This is a genomic window from Pseudomonas sp. BF-RE-22 (assembly GCF_019956155.1).
Classification (GTDB): domain Bacteria; phylum Pseudomonadota; class Gammaproteobacteria; order Pseudomonadales; family Pseudomonadaceae; genus Aquipseudomonas; species Aquipseudomonas migulae.
In genome coordinates this window covers 1-20,952 of record NZ_JAHBDD010000057.1, presented here as the reverse complement: position 1 = coordinate 20,952, position 20,952 = coordinate 1, and the positions used below count along the sequence as shown (strand labels likewise).

Sequence of the window (20,952 nt, the reverse complement as noted above, 5' to 3'; positions counted from 1 at the left end):
AGATGTGTATAAGAGACAGGTCTTCCTGATACACCGCGGTGCCTGGATCGCCAGCAAGCCGGCTCCTACAAGGATCGTGTGTGGCCATTCGAGTCATCGTATAACTTCTGATTGACATACCCTGAAACACTCGCAAATAATCGCCCCGATGTTGTACGACGACGTATGACAAAAATAAAAACAACAAATACCCAGGGAACGTCACAGTGAGCAAACTCGCCCGCAATTCCTCCATCCGCACTTCTCGCCCTGTCTTCGCACGCCGGCATACCCTGAGCCTGATCAGTTGCAGCAGCCTGGCCGTACTCGCCATGCCTGTGATCGGCCACGCCGAAGGTTTCGTCGATGACGCCAAGGCCACGCTGAACCTGCGCAACTTCTACATCAACCGCAACTTCACCAACCCGACCTACCCACAAGGCAAGTCCGAAGAGTGGACGCAAAACTTCATCCTCGACGCCAAGTCAGGCTTCACCCCAGGCCCGGTCGGTTTTGGTGTGGATGTGCTGGGCCTGTACTCGCAGAAGCTCGATGGCGGCAAAGGCACCGGCGGTACACAACTGCTGCCGATCCACGATGACGGTCGCCCTGCCGACAACTTCGGCCGGATGGGAGTGGCGCTCAAAGGCAAAATCTCGAAAACCGAATTGAAAGTCGGCGAATGGATGCCGATACTGCCGATCCTGCGTTCGGATGACGGCCGCTCCCTGCCGCAAACCTTCCGCGGTGGCCAGGTGACCTCTACCGAGATCAGCGGCCTGACGCTCTACGGCGGCCAGTTCCGGCAGAACAGCCCGCGCAACGATGCGAGCATGGAAGACATGTCCATGAACGGCAAAGCGGCGTTCACCTCGGACCGTTTCAACTTCGGTGGTGGTGAATACCTGTTCAACGAGAAGCGCACGCAGGTCGGCGTGTGGTACGCAGAACTCACTGACATTTATCATCAGCAGTACTTCAACCTGAGCCACAGCCAACCCATCGGCGACTGGACCCTCGGCGCCAACCTCGGCTTCTTCAACGGCAAGGAAGATGGCAGTGCCCTCGCCGGTGACCTGGACAACAAAACCACGTTCGCCATGCTGTCTGCCAAATACGGCGGCAACACCTTTTACGTCGGCCTGCAAAAGCTCACCGGCGACAATGCCTGGATGCGCGTCAACGGCACCAGCGGCGGCACCCTGGCCAACGACAGCTACAACTCCAGCTACGACAACGCCAGGGAAAAATCCTGGCAACTGCGTCATGACTACAACTTCGTCGCCCTGGGCATTCCCGGCCTGACGATGATGAACCGCTACATCAGTGGCGATAACGTGCACACCGGCGCTATCACCGACGGCAAGGAATGGGGCCGCGAATCGGAACTGGCCTACACCATACAGAGCGGCGTGCTGAAGAACCTCAACGTCAAATGGCGCAACGCGAGCATTCGCAAAGACTTCAGCAACAACGAGTTCGATGAAAACCGCATTATCATCAACTACCCGATTTCGTTGCTTTAATACGCGCTACTGACCTGTAGGAGCGAAGCTTGCTCGCGAAAGACGTCAACGATAACGCATGTTTTCTGGATAAACGCGTTGCCCTGAAGTCCTTCGCGAGCAAGCTTCGCTCCTACAGGGGATAACGTTCTTGCCAGGTAACCCTCCGTCTTTTTTGACCAAAGTTGCGTTGACAAGACCCGGAAACCCTAACGATACTTCGGCACAGTCGTACGACAACCTACAACGAACTCAACAACAATAATTTCGCGCCCAGGAACTTCCATGACCACCACTTCCCAAGCCCCTTTCAATCGCCTGCTGCTGACCGGTGCCGCCGGTGGCCTCGGTAAAGTGCTGCGCGAACGCCTGCGCCCTTACGCCAGGGTCATTCGCCTGTCGGACATCGCCGACATCGCCCCCGCCATTGATGACCGCGAAGAAGTCGTGACCTGCGACCTCGCGGACAAGCAAGCCGTGCATCACCTGGTCGAAGGCGTGGACGCGATCCTGCACTTCGGCGGCGTGTCGACAGAGCATTCGTTCGAAGACATCCTCGGCGCCAACATCTGCGGTGTGTTCCACATCTACGAAGCGGCGCGCCGTCATGGCGTCAAGCGGGTGATTTTCGCCAGCTCCAACCACGTCATCGGTTTCTACAAACAGGATGAAGTGATTGACGGCCGATCCCCTCGCCGCCCGGACAGCTACTACGGTTTGTCCAAGTCCTACGGCGAAGACATGGCCAGCTTCTACTTCGATCGCTACGGCATCGAGACCGTCAGCATCCGTATCGGCTCCTCGTTCCCGGAACCGCTAAACCGTCGAATGATGAGCACCTGGCTGAGCTTCGGCGACCTGACCCAATTGATCGAACGCTCCCTGTACGCGCCGAACGTCGGCCACACCGTGGTCTATGGCGCTTCCGACAACAAGAACACTTGGTGGGACAACCGCTACGCCACCGCGCTGGGTTATGCACCGCAGGACACCTCTGAAGTGTTCCGTGCAAAAATCGACGCCCAGCCGATGCCGGCCGCTGATGACCCGGCGATGGTTTACCAGGGTGGCGCGTTTGTCGCGTCCGGTCCGTTCGGCGATTGAGTCAGCGCTGTTCACTTGATCCCCACAACAAAAACCCAGGGAATGAGTTGCCATGCAAGCCGAATTGATTGTCGATGCCCGCAACACGGTCGGTGAAAGCCCGGTCTGGGTCCCGGAAGAAAACGCCCTGTACTGGGTCGATATTCCCGCCGGGGGCCTGCAACGCTGGAGCGCCGAAACCGGGCATGTCGAGGCCTGGACGGCGCCGGAGATGCTCGCCTGCATCGCGCGTCACCGCGATGGCAGCTGGGTCGGCGGGATGGAAAGCGGATTCTTCCGCCTCCAGCCGCACAATGACGGCAGCCTCGACAGCGAACTGCTGGCCCACGTCGATCACCCGCGTACCGACATGCGCCTCAACGATGGTCGCTGCGACCGTCAGGGGCGTTTCTGGGCCGGCAGCATGGTGTTGAACATGGGCGCCAACGCGGCCGACGGTGCGCTGTATCGCTACGCCGACGGCCAGCGCGGGCCGCTCGACGCGCTACTGTCAGGATTCATCGTCCCCAACGGCCTGGGCTTCAGCCCGGACGGGCGCACGATGTACCTGTCTGACTCGCATCCCCTGGCCCAGCAAATCTGGGCCTTCGATTACGACATCGACAGCGGCACACCGACAAACCGTCGGCTGTTCGTCGACATGAATCACTTCTGCGGTCGCCCCGATGGCGCGGCCGTGGACGCCGAAGGCTGCTATTGGATCTGCGCCAACGATGCCGGGCTGATTCACCGTTTCACCCCCGACGGACGCCTGGACCGCTCCCTCACCGTACCGGTGAAAAAACCGACCATGTGCGCCTTCGGCGGCAGTCGACTGGACACCCTGTTCGTGACCTCGATCCGCCCCGGCGACGACCATGACGAACAGTCACTGGCGGGCGGTGTGTTCGCCCTTGATCCTGGGGTAAAAGGTTTGCCGGAACCCCTTTTCAGCCACTGACCGAATTCGCCAGACAACGCTGTACCTGTAGGAGCCAGGCTTGCCGGCGAAGGCGATCTCAAATACGCCTTCGCCGGCAAGCCTGGCTCCTACGGATAGTCCACGCATTCATAGATTTCGCAGGTCACCATGACGCCAACACTGCTCGAACTCGAAGACGAATTCACCCACCTCACCCTCGCCCCCGAAACCGGTGGCAGCATCGTCAACTGGACCGTCAACAGTTCGGGCCAGCCGCTGTTGCGCCACAGTGACGCGCACGCGCTGAACACCGGTCTACCGGGCAAGCTCGGCTGTTTTCCGCTGGTGCCATGGTCCAACCGCATTTCCGACGGTGGTTTCGATCGCCCGGACGGCTGGCTCGCGCTCGAGCCAAACAGCCTCACCGATCCCCTGCCGATTCACGGCAGCGCCTGGCAACAACCGTGGCAGGTGGTTTCGCAGACCCGTGATGAAGTCGTCCTGCAACTCGACAGCACCAGGCCGTTCGCCTATCGCGCCCGGCAGCGTTTTCATTTGAGCCAGGGCAAACTGAGCATCGGGTTGCACGTCACGCATCTGGCCGAGCGCGCCGCGTGGCATGGTTTGGGGCTGCATCCGTACTTGCCGCGTACCGCCGGCACTCGGTTACAGGCAAAGGCTGAGCAGGTGTGGTGGTGCGACGCCTCGAAACTGCCGACCCGACTCGGTCCTTTGCCTGCCGAGTGGGATTTTCGCCAGCTCAAGGCCCTGCCCGACACGCTGGTCGACAACGGTTTCTGCCAATGGGATGGCCATTGCCTGATCCAGCAACCCGACCTCGGTTATGAACTGGAATGCCAGGCCAGCGGCAGCGATTACTTCCTGCTCTACTGCCCGGTGGACCTGGGTTTTTTCTGCATCGAACCGGTGAGCCATCCAGTCAATGCGCACCACTTGCCCGGTCGGCCGGGACTGGTGCTGCTGGAACAAGGTCAATCCGCCGAGCTGGGTTTCAGCCTGCAATACCGCGCCTACCCCAACAGCTGACTCAGCACCGCACGCAACTTGCCGGGTTTCACCGGCTTGTTCAGCAACGGTGCATCCAGTCGCTGCAAGGAGCGTCGGCACTGATCGGTGCGGTCGGCGGTGATGATCACCGCCGGAATTGTCTGGCTGAAATGCTCGCGCAAATGCCGGACCACCTCACACCCCACCACCCCATGATCGAGGTGGTAATCCGCCAGAATCAGCTCCGGCGCGTGGCCCTGCAACGCGGCCAGCGCCGAGGCCTCGTCGGTGGCGGTGACCACTTCGCAGCCCCATTGCCCGAGCAGCGCGCTCATGCTTTGCAGAATGCTGACCTCGTTGTCCAGCACCAGCAAACGCCGGCCTGGCAGCGGATTGCCCGTGCCCGGCTGCGGCGCCGCGAGGCTGATGGGTAACGGAACCTCACGGGAAATCGGCACCTCAATGCTGAACATCGAACCGCGTCCCGGCAGCGAATGCACCTGGACCCGGTAGTCGAGAATCTTGGCGATGCGCTCGACGATCGCCAACCCCAGACCCACACCTTTGCGGTCGGCAGCGCGGCCGACGTCCAGTTGATTGAATTCAAGAAAGATCGAGTCGAGGCGATCCGCCGGGATCCCGCGCCCGGTGTCCCAGACTTCCAGACGCAGCCTGTCACCGCGACGCCGGGCCCCGAGCAGGATGCTGCCCTCGTCGGTATAGCGACAGGCGTTGCTGAGGAAATTGCGCAGGATGCGCGTCATCAGGCGCAGGTCGGTGCGAATGGCGTAATCGCCCATGTGCACACGCAAGCGCAGCCCGGCCGCGTCGGCCACTGACTGGAATTCCGACACCAGCGGCCCGAGCAATTCATCGAGGCGGTACAACGCGACATCCGGTTTGACTGCCGCTTGATCGAGCCGGGAGATGTCCAGCAAATCGGTGAGCAAATCTTCCGCCCCCTCCAGGGCCTGATGCGTGCGTTCGACCAGCACCTGTTCGACGTCCGGCAGTTTGCGCTCACGCAGGGTCGAAATCAGCAAACGCGCGGCGTTGAGCGGTTGCAGCAGGTCATGACTGGCGGCGGCGAGGTATTTGTCCTTGCTGCGATTGGCGGCCTCGGCGGCATCACGGGCATCGCGCAAGGCTTCGGCGATCTGTTTGCGCTGGGTGATCTGTTGCTGCAGGTTGCGGTTGGCTTCGAGCAATTCGTCGGTGCGCGCGGTGACGCGTTGTTCCAGTTCGTCATTGAGCTGTTGCAACCGTTGCTGGGCCTGTTTGCGTTCGGTGATGTCAGCGACAAAACCTTCCACCAGCTGTTCCTTATCGGGCCTGAGCAACAGGTTCATCAGCACATCGACGCTGCTGCCGTCCTGGCGGCGCAACTGGGTTTCGTAGCCATGCAGGCTGCCTTGATGCCGAAGGATCTCGCCGATGTTTTCCAGCTCCTGCTCACCGCCGACGAACAGCTGGCTGGCCAGGTCTGCCTTGGAAAACATCACGTCTTGCGGGTCCTGATAGCCGAGCATGCGTGCCAGCGCCGTGTTGGCGGCACGCATGCCGCCGTCGAGGCTGGCCTGGAAAATCCCGTAGACCGCGTGCTCGAACAGCCACTTGTAGCGATTGCGCTCGGTTTCCAGGTCTTCCAGGCGGGCGGCCAGTTCCGGGTAATGGCTCTTGCGCGCCGAATGGCTGCCCAATCCGAGCAAGCCGGCCAGCGCCGCCTGTTGCTCGTCAGAGGGCTTCGCCATAGACGACCTCGACATCACGCTGACTGGATTCACGCGGGTTGGTCAGGATGCACGGGTCGTGCATGGCATGTTGCGACAGGAACGGGATGTCCGCCGTGCTGACGCCGTGCAAGCCGAGGGTTTCGTGGAAGCCGATGGCGTGTTTCAACGCGATCAGATGTTCAACCAGCCGCCCGCAGATCTGCCGGTGATTGAGGCCACGGCAATCGATGCCGAACGTCTCGGCAATCACCTTGAAGCGTTCCGGCGCCGAGCTGTAATTGAAGGCCACCACGTGCTCCACCAACACCGCGTTGCACAGGCCATGGGGCAAATCGAGGAAGCCACCAAGGCTGTGAGACATGGCGTGCACCGCGCCGAGGATCGCATTGGAAAACGCCAGCCCGGCCTGCATGCTGCCGAGCATGATTTTCTCGCGCAGGGCGATGTCCGTCGGGTTGGCGATCATCTGCACCAGGTTGCCGTTGATCAGGCGCATGGCTTCCAGCGCGTGGGGGTCGGTCAGTGGCCCGTGGCCCGTGGAGACGAAGGCTTCGATGGCATGCACCAACGCGTCGATGCCGGTACAGGCCGACAGGAACGGGTCCATGCTCAGGGTGGTTTCCGGGTCGATCAGCGACACGTCCGGCACCACCGCTTTACTGACGATGGAGAATTTCATGCGTTCTTGCTGGTTGGAGATGATCACGAATTGCGAGACGTCCGCCGAGGTGCCGGCGGTGGTCGGGATCAGGATCAATGGCGGGCTGGGCACGCTGATGGTGTCCACCCCTTCGAACTCGAGGATGCTGCGCCCGTGAGCGACGACAATGCCGATGCCCTTGCCGCAATCCATCGGGCTGCCGCCACCAACGGCGACGATCACGTCGCAGTGGTTTTCCCGGTACAACTCGGCACCGAGCATGACTTCCTCGACACGCGGGTTGGGCGAAACGTCGCTATACAAAAAGTAATCGATGCCCTGGGCCTGCAGGCTGGCCTCGACATCGGCAACCCACCCGGCGGCAATGACGCCGGGGTCGCTGACCACCAGGACCTTGCGCGCGCCAAAGGTCTTGGCATAGTTGCCGACGTTGTGCCGGCAACCGGCACCGAAGATGATTTCAGGCGAAACGAATTTACGCAGCTGGCTGAGACTCTGGCTCATTGGAAAGCCTGTTTTTATTGTTTTGGAAGGTAAGAACCACACTAACCCATCCGGCTGTGAATGCAATCAGACCAATGGGTAGTCAGATTCCCTGTAGGAGCCGGCTTGCTGGCGATGAGGCCCGCGAGTTATGCGTCGCCAGTGCGGCCGCCATCGCCAGCAAGCCGGCTCCTACAGGGGTTGTGTGTTGGAGGGGTTATCCGCGGTAGATCAAGCGGGAAGCCTTCTCGTTTCGCAAGGTCAGGTGTTCCATGCCCTGCCCCGGCGCTTCGGCCTCCTCGCGAGCCTTGAGGATCACGCCATGGTGCGGTGACTTGCTGCACACCGGGTCGGCATTGGCGGCATCGCCGGTCAGCATGAACGCCTGGCAGCGGCAGCCACCCAGGTCCTTGTGTTTTTCATCGCAGGAGCGGCATGGCTCCTTCATCCAGTCGTCGCCACGGAAGCGGTTGAAACCGAAGGAGTCGTTCCAAATGTGCTCGATGCTGTGTTCGCGCACATTGGGGAATGTCACCGGCAATTGCCGGGCGCTATGACAGGGCAGCGCCGTGCCGTCCGGGGTGATGTCGAGAAACAGATTGGCCCAGCCGTTCATGCAGGTCTTGGGGCGTTCTTCGTAGTAATCCGGGGTGACGAAGATCAACTTGCACGGATGGCCCTGCGCCTCAAGCCGTTCGCGATATTCATTGGTGATGCGTTCGGCGCGCTGCAATTGCTCGCGGGTCGGCAACAGGCCCACGCGATTGAGCTCGGCCCACCCATAAAACTGACACGTGGCCAGCTCGACAAAATCCGCTTCCAGCTCCAGGCACAAGTCGATGATGCGGTCGATGCGATCGATGTTGTGCCGATGGGTGACGAAGTTCAGCACCATCGGATAACCCTGGGCTTTCACCGCGCGGGCCATGGCGAGTTTCTGCGCGAACGCCTTGCGCGAGCCGGCGAGCATGTTGTTGACCGCTTCGTCGGCCGCCTGGAAGCTGATCTGGATATGGTCGAGTCCGGCGACTTTGAAATCATGGACTTTCTGCTCGGTCAGGCCGATGCCCGAGGTGATCAGGTTGGTGTAGTAACCCATGTCCCGTGCGGCTTTTATCAGCTCCGCCAGGTCCTGGCGCACCAGCGGCTCACCGCCGGAAAACCCCAGTTGCGCAGCGCCCATCGCACGCGCCTCGCGGAACACGCGAATCCATTCCTCAGTGCTCAGCTCTGCGCCTTGCTGGGCGAAATCCAGTGGATTGGAGCAATAGGGGCATTGCAACGGGCAGCGATAAGTCAGCTCCGCCAACAGCCACAGCGGTGGCCCCGGAGGCGCATCATTCGATCCAGAATTGAGCATGGGCCACCTCCAGAAACGCCAGCACATCCTCGTCGATCCCCGGCACACCGGGAAAACTCGCGGAGAGCAAATCGATGATCGCCGCCACACTGCGTTGACCGTCCAGCAGATCGAGAATCTGCCCGGCACTGGCGTTGAGTTTGATCATGCCTTCGGGGTACAGCAGCACGTGGCAGTCCTGACGAGGTTCCCACTGCAGGCGAAAACCCTGCCTTAAGGACGGTGATTTTTCGCGGTTAATCAGACTCACAGGTCGATCCCTCGGTGCCAGACTTTCTCGGTGGTCACCGTGTGATACGGCGGGCGTTCCAGCTCGTAGGCCATGCTCATGGCGTCGAGCATGCTCCACAGCACGTCGAGCTTGAACTGGAGGATTTCCAGCATGCGCTGCTGGGCTTCGACGGTGACGTAGTGCGCCAGGGTAATGCGCAAACCGTGCTCGACATCGCGCCGCGCCTGACTCAGGCGCGTGCGGAAATAGTCGTAACCGGCGACGTCGATCCACGGGTAATGCGCTGGCCAGGCGTCCAGTCGCGACTGGTGGATCTGCGGGGCGAACAGCTCGGTCAGCGAGCTGCTGGCCGCTTCCTGCCAGCAGGCGCGCCGGGCGAAATTGACGTAGGCGTCCACGGCGAAACGTACACCGGGCAATACCAGTTCCTGGGACAGAATCTGCTCACGATCCAGGCCCACCGCTTCACCGAGGCGCAGCCAGGCTTCGATACCGCCTTCGCTGCCAGGCACGCCGTCGTGGTCGAGAATCCGTTGCAGCCACTCGCGGCGCACGTCACGGTCCGGGCAGTTGGCGAGGATGGCAGCGTCCTTGAGCGGAATGTTGATCTGGTAGTAGAAGCGGTTGGCGACCCAGCCTTGAATCTGCTCGCGACTGGCGCGACCGGCGTACATGGCTTGGTGGAACGGGTGATGGATGTGGTAGTACGCGCCTTTGGCGCGCAGGGCCTGTTCGAATTCGGTGGGGTTCATCGCTGTATCAGTCATTGCAGGTCTCCTGGAGGATTTGCGGTGTCTGGTCTGGCGCCTTCGCGGGCGAGCCTCGCTCCTACAGGCGATGCGCGAACCTTGTAGGAGCGAGCGGTGCGGCGATCCGACTTGCCCGCGAAGGCGTCATCCGCTACAACACAATGCCCATGCCGTCATAAGCCACCTCGATCCCCCGCCGCTCCAGCAACGCCCGCTCAGCCGAGTCTTCGTCGAGGATCGGGTTGGTGTTGTTAATGTGGATCAGCACCTTGCGCTGACGAGTAAAACCCTCCAACACCTCCAGCATCCCGCCTGCCCCACTCTGCGGCAGATGCCCCATCTCGCTGCCCAGGCTCTGGCCGACTTCACAGACGCGCATTTCGTCATCGCGCCACAACGTGCCATCCAGCAACAGGCAATCGGCACGCTGCATCCAGCTCAACACCTCGTCATCGATTTGCCCGAGGCCCGGCGCATAGAACAACGAAGCGCCCGTGCGCCGGTCTTCGATAAACAAGCCAATGGTGTCGCCTGGCTGTGGGTTGCCCCGATTCGGTGAATACGGCGGAGCATTGCTGACCAGCGGAATGGCCCGAAACTGCAACTGTTCGCAGGCCGCGATGCTGAACGGCTGGCGGTCGAGTCCGATCGGTTGCCACTGCAAACCACCATTCCAGTGCTTGAGCATGGTGAACAATGGAAAGCCGCTGCTCAGGTCTTCATGAACCCGCTCGGTGCACCACACCGAATGCGGGCAGCCTTCGCGCAGGCTCAACAGGCCGGTGCAATGGTCGATCTGGCTGTCCATCAGGACCACGCCGGCAATGGCCGTGTCGCGCAAGCGACGTGCCGGTTGCAGCGGCGCGAAACTCTCGAGTTGCGCGCGGATATCCGGGGAGGCATTGCACAGCACCCAGTCCACACCGTTGTCGCTCAGGGCAATGGAGGATTGCGTGCGACGTTGCGCACGCAGGCTGCCATTGCGCATACCGGCGCACTGGCGACAGTTGCAGTTCCACTGCGGAAAACCACCGCCAGCGGCGGAACCGAGAACGCGAATGTGCATGGGCGATGCTCCAGAAGGCAGGCCCGGCCAACGCAGCGGCTGGCCGGGTGGACGATCAGCGGTTGGCGAAATACATCGTCACTTCGAAGCCAATGCGCAGATCGGTAAACGCGGGTTTAGTCCACATGGGTCATTCCTCTTCTTGTGCCGGACGATTCCGGTAAAGCCATTAATGCACGTGGCGGCAGGCGCCCGAATGCTACTTTCGAAGGAGGTTGTGGGGTGCGTTGGTAGGGGGTGTTTCGGGGTGTCAGACACGGCCATTCGCGGGCAAGCCTCGCTCCTACAGATCACCTGACCTGTAGGAGCGAGGCTTGCCCGCGAAAGCCATCACACGGTTTCGCGCGAGGTTAGAAGAACCCCAGCGGGTTGATGTCGTAGCTCACCAGCAGGTTTTTGGTCTGCTGATAATGGTCGAGCATCATCTTGTGGTTCTCACGGCCGACACCGGACTTCTTGTAGCCACCGAACGCGGCATGCGCCGGGTACAGGTGGTAGCAGTTGGTCCAGACGCGACCGGCCTTGATCGCCCGGCCCATGCGGTACGCGCGGTTGATGTCGCGGGTCCACAGGCCGGCACCGAGGCCGAACTCGCTGTCGTTGGCAATCGCCAGAGCTTCGGCTTCGTCCTTGAACGTGGTGATGCCCACCACCGGGCCGAAGATTTCTTCCTGGAACACGCGCATCTTGTTGTGGCCCTTGAGTAAGGTCGGCTGGATGTAATAGCCGCTCGACAAGTCACCTTCAAGACGCTCCGCCGCGCCGCCGGTGAGCAGCTCGGCGCCCTCCTCCTGGGCAATTTTCAGGTACGAGAGAATCTTGTCGTATTGCTGCTCGGACGCCTGTGCGCCGACCATGGTGTCGGTGTCCAGCGGGTTGCCGCGCTTGATCTTGACGATCTTCTTCATCACCTCGGCCATGAACGGTTCGTAGATCGATTCCTGCACCAGCGCACGCGACGGGCAGGTACAGACTTCGCCCTGGTTGAAGAAGGCGAGCACCAGGCCTTCGGCGGCTTTCTCGATGAACTGTGGCTCGGCGTTCATGATGTCTTCGAAGAAGATGTTCGGCGACTTGCCGCCCAGTTCGACGGTGCTCGGAATAATGTTCTCGGCGGCGCAATGCATGATGTGCGCGCCCACCGGGGTGGAGCCGGTGAAGGCGATCTTGGCGATACGCTTGCTGGTGGCCAGCGCCTCACCGGCTTCGCGACCGAAACCTTGCACGATGTTGAGCACGCCGGCCGGCAGCAAGTCGGCGATCAGTTCGGCGAAGACCATGATCGACAGCGGTGTCTGCTCGGCAGGCTTGAGCACGATGCAGTTGCCGGCCGCCAGGGCCGGGGCGAGTTTCCACGCGGCCATCAGCAGCGGGAAGTTCCACGGGATGATCTGCCCGACCACGCCCAATGGCTCGTGAAAATGATAGGCGGTGGTCAGCTCGTTGATTTCGGCGGCGCCACCTTCCTGTGCACGGATGCAACCGGCGAAGTAACGGAAGTGGTCGGCGGCCAGCGGCACGTCGGCGTTGAGGGTTTCGCGCACGGCCTTACCGTTGTCCCAGGTTTCGGTGACGGCAAGGATTTCGAGGTTTTGTTCGATGCGATCGGCGATTTTCAACAGCACCAGCGAGCGGTCCTGCGCCGAGGTTTTGCCCCAGGCATCGGCAGCGGCGTGGGCAGCGTCGAGCGCCCTTTCGATGTCGGCGGCGCTGGAGCGCGGGAACTCGGCGATCACTTCACCGGTTACCGGCGAGGTGTTGGTGAAGTACTCGCCATTGACCGGTGCGACGAACTCGCCGCCGATGAAGTTGCCGTAGCGCGGTTTGAAGGAAACGACGGCGCCGGGTGTTCCGGGTTGTGCGTAGATCATGATGGGCCTCTGTCTGGGTCGATGCCTGTCGGGCAAACAGGCGATGAACCGATAGTAGAGAGCCCCGCGTGCCAGACGAATGCGCCGTTGGCAGGGGGGGCTCTCGTTATTTGGTAGTAGGTTTCACACATTCCCCTGTAGGAGCGAGCTTGCTCGCGATGGTCGTCAACGATAACGCGGGGTGTCTGGTGCCCCGCGTCGGCCTCAGGTTCATCGCGAGCAAGCTCGCTCCTACAGGGGGTGTGGCGGAGTTAGTGCTTGGCCACCAGGTCTTTCGGCAACTTGAAGGTCCAGAGCATGCCGCCCTGGTTGAAGTCCTTCACGCGCTTGGCCACTTCACCGCCCCACAGCGGCACCGCGCCGCCCCAACCGGACAGCACCGAAACGTACTGCTCGCCGTCCATTTCCCAGGTAACCGGCGAACCGAGTACGCCGGAGCCAGTCTGGAATTCCCAGACTTTCTCGCCGGTCTTGGCATTGAACGCCTGGAGGAAACCTTCCGGCGTGCCGGTGAACACCAGGTTGCCTTTAGTGGTCAGCACCCCGCCCCACAGCGGCGCGAAGTTCTTGTGACGCCAGACTTCCTTGCCGGTTTTCGGGTCGATGGCGCGCAGCACGCCGATGTAGTCTTCGTTCAAGGGTTTGATGGTGAAACCGGCACCGAGGAACGCCGCGCCTTTCTTGTAGGCGATGCCTTCGTTCCAGATGTCCATGCCCCACTCGTTGGACGGTACGTAGAACAACCCGGTGTCCTTGTTGTAGGCCATCGGCATCCAGTTTTTCGCGCCGAGGAACGCCGGGGCGACGAACACCGAACTGCCCTTGGCTTCGGTGCCCGGTGCGCCTGGACGGCTGGCTTCGTTGTAGATCGGCCGGCCTTGTTTATCGAGGCCGGTGGCCCAAGTGATCTTGTCGACGAAGGGGAAGCCGCGAATGAACTTGCCGTTGGTGCGGTCCAGCACATAGAAGAAGCCGTTACGGTCCGCAGTCGCGGCGGCTTTGATTTCTTTGCCGCCTTCGCTGTAATTGAACGACACCAGTTCGTTCACGCCGTCATAGTCCCAACCGTCGTGGGGCGTGCTCTGGAAGTGCCATTTGATGGTGCCGTCGTCGGGGTTGAGCGCCAGGCGTGACGACGAGTAAAGGTTGTCGCCAGGACGCAGGTGCGAGTTCCACGGCGCCGGGTTGCCGGTGCCGAATAGCAGCAGATTGGTTTCCGGGTCGTAGTAGCCGCCGAGCCAAGGTGCGGCGCCGCCGGTTTTCCACAGATCGCCGGGCCAGGTCTTGCCTGCTTCGCCACCGGAGATGCCGTTCTCTACCGCTTTGCCGTCCTTGTAGACATAGCCCATGTGGCCCTCGACGGTGGGCCGGGTCCACAACAGATCACCGTTTTTCGGGTCGTAGGCTTCGATCTTGCCCACCACGCCGAACTCGCCACCCGCCACGCCGGTAATCAGTTTGCCGTTGATCACCAGCGGCGCGGCGCTGATCGAATAGCCTTCCTTGTGGTCGGCGACTTTCTTGCTCCACACCACTTTTCCGGTGTCTTTGTTCAGGGCCACGAGCTTGGCGTCGAGGGTGCCGAAAATCACCAGGTCGCCATACAGCGCCACGCCCCGGTTGATCACGTCACAGCACGGGCGGATGTCATCGGGCAGACGCGCATCGTATTGCCAGAGTTTCTTGCCGGTGCGCGCATCCACCGCAAACACCCGCGAGTAGGAGCCGGTCATGTACATCACGCCGTCCTTGATCATCGGTTGCGCTTGCTGACCGCGTTGTTTTTCGCCGCCGAAGGAGAAGGCCCAGACCGGCCGCAAGTCTTTCACGTTGTTGACGTTGAGGGTGTCGAGCGGGCTGTAGCGCTGACCCTGGACGCCCAGACCGTTGGTGACGACCTGCTCCGGGTTCTTGGGGTCCTGGAGAATGTCCTGGTCGGTGACGGCGGCCAATGCGGTGCCGGACAACAGCATGGCACTGAGCAACAGGCTCAAGACGAAGGGTTGGCGACGTGCGGGTTGGGTCATGACGGCTGCCTCTGCGGTTATTGTTATACCCGGGAAATTTTCCCGGTCTGGTGCAGATTCTTGGGCGCCGCCGCCCTTGCAACAATTGCCCGCAGTGCTGAGATTGCTAGTTCCTTAGTACAGGGTCGGGTGTTATTGACCAACACACATCCCCTGTGGGAGCGAGCCTGCTCGCGAAGGCGCAGCACATTCAGCATCAATGTGACAGACAGACCGCTATCGCGAGCAGGCTCGCTCCCACAATGGATCAGCGTTGGTTGGTGGTGGAGTCAACGCGTTTCATTTGTGTGCGCTCGTAGCGCGGATAGAGATGGCTGACGCTGCGGATCAGTTCGTAGCGACTCAGGCTGATCCCGGCGAAGCGTTCGGGAATCGGGCTGCGGATCATCTCGGCCATGTCGCTGCCGTTGGCCGCACCCTCGCGCATCAACTGGTCGAGCCAGCCAAGGTAGTCACGCATTTGCTCGAACGGTTTTGCATCCGTGGAGATCGGGCCGTGACCGGGGATAATAAGCGTCCACGCCAACCCCTGAAGCGTGGCGATGTCCGCCAGCCACACCGACAACCCCGGACTGTTGGGCGTGGTCAGCGCCCGCTGGTAAAACACCAGATCCCCGGCAAACAGCACGCCGGTTTGCTGGTCGAGAATAGCCAGATCCGCGCCGGTATGCCCACCCAGGCTCAGCAGGCGCAGATCGTGATCCCCAAAATTTCGCACGCCGGGCGTCAGCGTCTCGGTCGGCAACACCACTTCGGTGCCCCGCATCCAGTCGCCCACCAGCCGATACATGTTCTCGGCCATGGCGTCACCCTGCTGCTTCAACAACTCGCAGGTGCCCGCGAGCGCGCCAATCGGCACATCGCTGAAGGCCTGATTGCCCAGCACGTGATCGGGATGATGATGGGTCAGCAACACCTGGATCACCGGTTTTTCGGTGGTCGCGGCAATGGCTTTGCGCATCGCTTCGCCGTATCGCCTGGACGGCCCGGTGTCGATCACCACCACCCCGCGTTCGGTGACGATGAAGGCGGTGTTGACGATGTTGCCGCCGTTGGCCTTGGCAAAATTGTCGGTGCTGCCTTCCAGCAGCCAGGTGTCGGCGGCGATCTGCCGGGGCTTGAGTGAATAGTCGAGTTCGGCCAACGCCGGAAGGCTCAGGCTGATGAACAACAGCAGCATCCAGCGCATCGCGCGCTCCTTTGAGTCAGGGTATGGCCGCATCAAATTCGTTGCCGCTGTTGTCGCGCAGCAACAGGCGCGTCTGCCCTGCCCCTTCGATGTCGAAGGCCAGGTTGGGGTTTTCGCTGACGGCGGGAAACAGTTCGAGACGGGCCAGCACTTGATCGTTCTGATCCCGCAGCTCGGCATGGTTGATGAAGAATTCCGGGATACCGCCGACCATGCCGTTATCCATCGGGTGCGCCACCTGCAAACGCAAGCGGCTGAATTCGCCACGGGGATAACGTCCGCCAAGCACTTCGCCGATGTGCTCTTCCCAGCCCGGCTGGGTGCGCACCACGCTCGGCGCCGTACATCCGCCGCCCGCCGCATCGATCAGGGTCGAGCCGACATGCCACACACCGTCGCGAGTCAGGACGGCCGCGCGCAGCGGCGTGGCTTGTTCAACACGAATGCGGATCGACAGCCAGGGCAACACCCGATCCAGCGGCTGGAAATCGACAATTTTCGGCAAAGGATTGAGCTCGGCCCAGGCGAGGATTTTCACCACCTCGCCCTTGAACGCTCGGGCGTCGATTTCCAGCGGCACTTGCCGGGCGTCTTCGGCGAACGGCGGCGCCAGCAGCTTGACCCGCTCATCAAACACGAACGGCGCGTCGCCAAGCATCTGCTTGTGATAGAAGGCCCACATCACCGACGGCACCGGGTCTTTGCCCGGCGCGATGTCTGCCGCGTGCGCGGCCAAGGGTAGCCAACAGGCCAACAGACAACACGCGCGCCAGTTCACTGTTGATACATCTCCGGGACGTCATAGCGCAGGCCATAACGGGCATAAATGGCTTTCACCGAACCCTCGCGGATCATGGTTTCCAGCGCCTCTTCCACGGCATAGGCCAATTGTCGGTTGCTCTCGTGCACGGCCATGCCGATTTCCCAGAGTTGCTTGCCCATATTCGGGTAGGCGTTTTCCGCCAGCGCCACTTGCGGGTCGGCGGCTTCATGAACCTGCCAGTCGATTTCGCCGCGCATGGCCATGACCGCGTCGACTTCGCCAGCCTTCATCGCTGCGAATGCCTGGGGCACGCCAGGGTAGTGATGGGTTTTGCCGGCGAGCATGCCGTTGAACACCGAGGTCAGGTAGAACGACGGCACACTGTCGACCTCGACGCCGATCGGGTGATGCTCGAACACGGCAACGCTGGCCACCGATTCCAGCCGACGACGGTCATAGGCGACTTGCCATTGTTCGTTCTGATACGGACCGAACATCACCACATGGCTGTTTTCCAGTTCGCCCAGTTCGTTGCGTTTGCGTGCGTAATCCTGGTCATAGGGCACGCGCATCATCAGGTCGGCCAGTTGCAGATCGTGCAACGGACTGGCGCGCCAGATGTAGTCGCGCAGGTCGTCGTCGAGCTTCTCGCCGGCGGGCGCCCAGATCAGCGTCAGGCGCACGCCAAGCGCTTTGGCCAGCGCCTCGGCGAGGTCGACATCGACGCCACGGGGTTGGCCGGCGTCGTCGAAACTGTAGGGGGCGAAGTTTTTGTAGACCGCCACTTTCAGCTCCCCGGCAGCGATCATTTCGTCATAGCTGCGGACCTGCGCCTGCACCGTCTGGCAGCACAGCAACACAGCGCTGATCAACACCGCGAGCAGGCGCATGCATTACTCCTCGACGCGGACGCTGTCCAGGTAAGTGCGCACCGCCCACAGGGCTTCCTGGCTCAGGTAATCCGCCATTTTCGGCATGTACACCCGGCCGTCACGCACCGCGCCATGGCGCACCCGTTCGACGAACCATTCATCACCGGCCTCGCCGACATCGAGCATGCGCAAATCAGGCGCGATGCCGCCGGACTTGGCTTCCAGGCCATGACAGGCCGCGCAGTTCTGGTTGTAGGCCGATGAACCGATCTCGACGGCCTTATCGTGTTCCGGGGAAGTGCGGTAAGGGTTCACCGCCGCCCATCCATCGCCATCGAGTTGCACGCCGGCGTCCTTGATCGGGGTCAGTCCCTGGGTTTCGACGGCTTGTGGCACGACATTGCCGTGAGCCCAGACCGAACCTGCACTGATGAAGCCGGCCAGCAGGCCGGCAACGAGCAAGGCGTTGCGTTTTGTTGTCATTGTTATGCCCTCAGGATTGCACGCAAAACCTCTTTACAGAGGCTATGGCAGCCATCTTAGGAATCACTTCGCACAAGCCCCATGCTGCTTTGGTGGCCGCCACCCAGTACCTTGGTAGTAGGGCTTGCGACGCACATCCAAATCAGGTGCCGCCTGGGAAATTTTCCCGGCAACAGCGGGACTTTTTCCGTATTCGCCACCCCGTCGGACGCACCACCCTGTGCAGGCCAAAACCTCCACTGGGAACTGCAACCATGACAATAAGATCGCTACCCGCCCTTTCCCCTTTGACCCTCGCCGTGCAAGCCTTTTTGCTGGTGAGCAGCCTGTCCCTGAGCGCGGCCAGCCAAGCTGCAACAGCGCCTGCCACACCGACGCACAACGTGAGCTGGGAAGACATTGCCAACGATCACCTGACCACCAAGGACGTTCTGCAATACGGCATGGGCACCAACGCCCAGCGCTGGAGCCCGCTGGCCCAGGTCAATGACAAGAACGTGTTCAAGCTGACACCGGCCTGGTCCTACTCCTTCGGCGACGAGAAGCAGCGCGGCCAGGAATCGCAGGCCATCGTCAGTGACGGCGTGGTGTACGTCACCGGTTCGTACTCGCGGGTATTTGCCCTCGACGCCAAGACCGGCAAGCGCCTGTGGACCTACAACCATCGCCTGCCGGACAACATTCGTCCGTGCTGTGATGTGGTCAATCGCGGCGCGGCGATTTATGGCGACAAAATCTACTTCGGCACCCTCGACGCGCGACTGATCGCGCTGGACAAGAACACCGGCAAAGTGGTCTGGAACAAAAAATTCGGCGACCACGCCGCCGGTTACACCATGACCGGCGCCCCGGTGCTGATCAAAGACAAGACCAGCGGCAAGGTGCTGTTGATCCATGGCAGTTCCGGCGATGAGTTCGGTGTGGTCGGGCAACTCTATGCCCGCGACCCGGACACCGGCGAAGAAGTGTGGATGCGACCTTTCGTCGAAGGCCACATGGGCCGCTTGAACGGCAAGGACAGTACGCCGACCGGCGACGTCAAGGCGCCGTCCTGGCCGAACGATCCAACTACTGAAACCGGCAAGGTCGAAGCCTGGAGCCACGGCGGCGGCGCCCCTTGGCAGAGCGCCAGTTTCGACGCGGAAACCAACACCATCATCGTCGGCGCCGGCAACCCTGGCCCGTGGAACACCTGGGCGCGCACCTCCAAGGACGGCAACCCGCACGATTACGACAGCCTCTACACTTCGGGCCAGGTCGGCGTCGATCCGAGCACCGGCGAGGTGAAATGGTTCTACCAACACACCCCGAACGATGCCTGGGATTTCTCCGGCAATAACGAGCTGGTGCTGTTCGACTACAAGGACAAGGACGGCAAAACGGTCAAGGCCACCGGCCATGCGGACCGCAACGGTTTCTTCTACGTGGTCGACCGCAACAACGGCAAATTGCAGAACGCTTTTCCCTTCGTCGACAACATCACCTGGGCCAGCCACATCGACCTGAAGACCGGGCGGCCGGTCGAGAATGAAGGCCAGCGTCCGGCCAAGCCGCTGCCGGGGGAAACCAAAGGCAAACCGGTGGAGGTTTCGCCGCCGTTCCTCGGTGGCAAGAACTGGAACCCGATGGCCTACAGCCAGGACACCGGCCTGTTCTACATTCCGGGCAACCAATGGAAAGAGGAATACTGGACCGAAGAGGTCAACTACAAGAAAGGCTCGGCCTATCTGGGCATGGGTTTCCGCATCAAGCGCATGTACGACGATCACGTCGGCACCTTGCGGGCGATGAACCCGACCACGGGCAAAGTGGTGTGGGAGCACAAGGAACACTTGCCGTTGTGGGCCGGCGTGCTGGCGACCAAGGGCAACCTGGTGTTCACCGGCACCGGCGACGGTTTCTTCAAGGCCTTCGACGCGAAAACCGGCAAGGAGCTGTGGAAGTTCCAGACCGGCAGCGGCATCGTCTCGCCGCCGATCACCTGGGAACAGGACGGCGAGCAGTACATCGGCGTGACCGTCGGCTATGGCGGCGCGGTGCCGTTGTGGGGCGGCGACATGGCCGAGCTGACCAAACCGGTGGCTCAGGGCGGGTCGTTCTGGGTGTTCAAGATTCCGAGCTGGGATAACCAGACCGCGAAACGCTGATGCCCCCATCGCCAGCAAGCCGGCTCCTACAGACGTGCGCAACCTGTAGGAGCCGGCTTGCTGGCGATAACGCCCTCCCAGACAACGAGAACTCCGCCATGAAATACCTGCCTCTAATGTTATTACTCGCCGCCCTTCCGGTTTTCGCAGATGACGGCGACGACGCCCCGCTGATCATCAACGGCTGCACCCTCGCCGAACACAGCCAGTGCCCCGGCGCCAATCTCAAAGGCGCCAACCTGAGCAATCAGGACCTGCGCAACATGAACCTCAGCGGCGCCGACCTGCGCGACGCCGACTTGCGTCACGCCCGCCTCGACCTCGCCAACCTGGAAAAAGCCCAACTGCAAGGCGCCAACCTGACCCGCGCCAGCCTGCAACAAAGCAACCTGCGCCTGGCCGACTTCAGCGGTGCTACGTTGATGGCGGTCCAGGGCTGGGGCTTGTTTGCCCAGGGTGCGCAGTTTCAGGACGCCAACCTCAGCGGCGCCTACCTGCAATTCGCCCGCCTCTCCGGCGCCAAACTGCACAACGCCAACCTGCGGGCGGCCGACCTGGAAATGACCTGGTTGAGCAAAGCCGACCTCAAAGGCGCGAATCTCAGTGATGCCAATCTGCAGGAAGCCAAGTTCGGTGAAAGCAATCTGGATCAGGCAAACCTCAGCGGCTCGCGCCAGCATTATGCGAACTTTCAGGATGCGAATATGGAAGGCTGCATCGGTTGCCCGACGACGTGGGATAAATAACACCTCCCCTCTTTGTAGGAGCCGGCTTGCTGGCGATAGCGGTGGGTCAGGCACCATTGATGTCGACTGATCC

At 61.5% G+C, this 20,952-nt stretch carries 19 protein-coding genes; 6 read left to right on the top strand and 13 right to left on the bottom strand.

Annotated elements, in window-relative coordinates; translation table 11 throughout:
• Nucleotides 1-206 precede the first annotated feature (206 nt).
• From KGA82_RS23925 to KGA82_RS23910, 4 genes are all read left to right on the top strand, one after another.
• A complete protein-coding gene (locus KGA82_RS23925) occupies nt 207-1,505 on the top strand; it encodes an OprD family porin (RefSeq protein WP_223452672.1) in 1,299 nt (432 codons plus the stop codon).
• Nucleotides 1,506-1,769: 264 nt separating this feature from the next.
• Nucleotides 1,770-2,588, top strand: a complete 819-nt coding sequence (locus KGA82_RS23920) for an NAD-dependent epimerase/dehydratase family protein (RefSeq protein WP_223452671.1) — start codon at nt 1,770-1,772, stop codon at nt 2,586-2,588.
• A gap of 52 nt (nt 2,589-2,640) precedes the next feature.
• Nucleotides 2,641-3,528 (top strand): SMP-30/gluconolactonase/LRE family protein, encoded by an 888-nt coding sequence (locus KGA82_RS23915; RefSeq protein ID WP_223452670.1) that lies wholly within the window; start codon nt 2,641-2,643, stop codon nt 3,526-3,528.
• 129 nt (nt 3,529-3,657) lie between these two features.
• Entirely contained in the window at nt 3,658-4,536 is an 879-nt protein-coding gene (locus tag KGA82_RS23910) for an aldose 1-epimerase (RefSeq protein ID WP_223452669.1), read from the top strand.
• On the opposite strand, the gene KGA82_RS23905 is transcribed toward KGA82_RS23910, so the two are convergent.
• The 13 genes from KGA82_RS23905 to pedF form a co-directional block, all read right to left on the bottom strand.
• A complete protein-coding gene (locus KGA82_RS23905; RefSeq protein ID WP_008036767.1) occupies nt 4,521-6,248 on the bottom strand; it encodes a NahK/ErcS family hybrid sensor histidine kinase/response regulator in 1,728 nt (575 codons plus the stop codon). The two genes, KGA82_RS23910 and KGA82_RS23905, sit on opposite strands and share 16 nt — an antisense overlap.
• The gene (gene ercA / locus KGA82_RS23900; RefSeq protein ID WP_008024858.1) at nt 6,232-7,395 is read right to left on the bottom strand and encodes an alcohol dehydrogenase-like regulatory protein ErcA; all 1,164 of its coding nucleotides are present in this window, start codon (nt 7,393-7,395) and stop codon (nt 6,232-6,234) included. The genes KGA82_RS23905 and ercA overlap by 17 nt, the downstream gene beginning before the upstream one ends.
• Before the next feature lie 196 nt (nt 7,396-7,591).
• Nucleotides 7,592-8,734, bottom strand: coding sequence for a pyrroloquinoline quinone biosynthesis protein PqqE (gene pqqE, locus KGA82_RS23895; RefSeq protein WP_223452668.1), 1,143 nt, complete (start codon nt 8,732-8,734; stop codon nt 7,592-7,594).
• Entirely contained in the window at nt 8,712-8,984 is a 273-nt protein-coding gene (gene pqqD, locus KGA82_RS23890) for a pyrroloquinoline quinone biosynthesis peptide chaperone PqqD (protein ID WP_008036762.1), read from the bottom strand. The genes pqqE and pqqD overlap by 23 nt, the downstream gene beginning before the upstream one ends.
• A complete protein-coding gene (gene pqqC / locus KGA82_RS23885) occupies nt 8,981-9,733 on the bottom strand; it encodes a pyrroloquinoline-quinone synthase PqqC (RefSeq protein WP_008036760.1) in 753 nt (250 codons plus the stop codon). Before pqqC ends, pqqD begins: the two co-directional genes overlap by 4 nt.
• A gap of 133 nt (nt 9,734-9,866) precedes the next feature.
• Nucleotides 9,867-10,781 (bottom strand): pyrroloquinoline quinone biosynthesis protein PqqB, encoded by a 915-nt coding sequence (gene pqqB, locus KGA82_RS23880; RefSeq protein ID WP_223452667.1) that lies wholly within the window; start codon nt 10,779-10,781, stop codon nt 9,867-9,869.
• A gap of 55 nt (nt 10,782-10,836) precedes the next feature.
• On the bottom strand, nt 10,837-10,908 hold the full coding sequence (gene pqqA, locus KGA82_RS23875) for a pyrroloquinoline quinone precursor peptide PqqA (protein ID WP_003253598.1): 72 nt from the start codon (nt 10,906-10,908) through the stop codon (nt 10,837-10,839).
• A gap of 223 nt (nt 10,909-11,131) precedes the next feature.
• On the bottom strand, nt 11,132-12,652 hold the full coding sequence (locus KGA82_RS23870) for an aldehyde dehydrogenase family protein (RefSeq protein ID WP_008024867.1): 1,521 nt from the start codon (nt 12,650-12,652) through the stop codon (nt 11,132-11,134).
• Nucleotides 12,653-12,903: 251 nt separating this feature from the next.
• Nucleotides 12,904-14,679: a PQQ-dependent methanol/ethanol family dehydrogenase gene (locus KGA82_RS23865; RefSeq protein ID WP_008024869.1), complete on the bottom strand. Its 1,776-nt coding sequence runs from the start codon at nt 14,677-14,679 to the stop codon at nt 12,904-12,906.
• A gap of 247 nt (nt 14,680-14,926) precedes the next feature.
• Entirely contained in the window at nt 14,927-15,868 is a 942-nt protein-coding gene (locus tag KGA82_RS23860) for a quinoprotein relay system zinc metallohydrolase 1 (RefSeq protein ID WP_223452666.1), read from the bottom strand.
• Between the two features lie 16 nt (nt 15,869-15,884).
• A complete protein-coding gene (locus KGA82_RS23855) occupies nt 15,885-16,646 on the bottom strand; it encodes a quinoprotein dehydrogenase-associated SoxYZ-like carrier (protein ID WP_223452665.1) in 762 nt (253 codons plus the stop codon).
• On the bottom strand, nt 16,643-17,521 hold the full coding sequence (locus KGA82_RS23850) for a substrate-binding periplasmic protein (protein WP_223452664.1): 879 nt from the start codon (nt 17,519-17,521) through the stop codon (nt 16,643-16,645). The genes KGA82_RS23855 and KGA82_RS23850 overlap by 4 nt, the downstream gene beginning before the upstream one ends.
• A gap of 3 nt (nt 17,522-17,524) precedes the next feature.
• On the bottom strand, nt 17,525-17,986 hold the full coding sequence (gene pedF / locus KGA82_RS23845; protein WP_008024878.1) for a cytochrome c-550 PedF: 462 nt from the start codon (nt 17,984-17,986) through the stop codon (nt 17,525-17,527).
• Between the two features lie 254 nt (nt 17,987-18,240).
• Between pedF and exaA the strand changes: the two genes are divergently transcribed.
• Complete coding sequence (gene exaA, locus KGA82_RS23840; RefSeq protein ID WP_223452663.1) at nt 18,241-20,133, top strand: quinoprotein ethanol dehydrogenase; 1,893 nt, start codon at nt 18,241-18,243, stop codon at nt 20,131-20,133.
• A 98-nt stretch (nt 20,134-20,231) separates the two neighbouring features.
• Nucleotides 20,232-20,879, top strand: coding sequence for a pentapeptide repeat-containing protein (locus KGA82_RS23835; protein WP_223452662.1), 648 nt, complete (start codon nt 20,232-20,234; stop codon nt 20,877-20,879).
• The last annotated feature ends 73 nt before the right edge of the window (nt 20,880-20,952 follow it).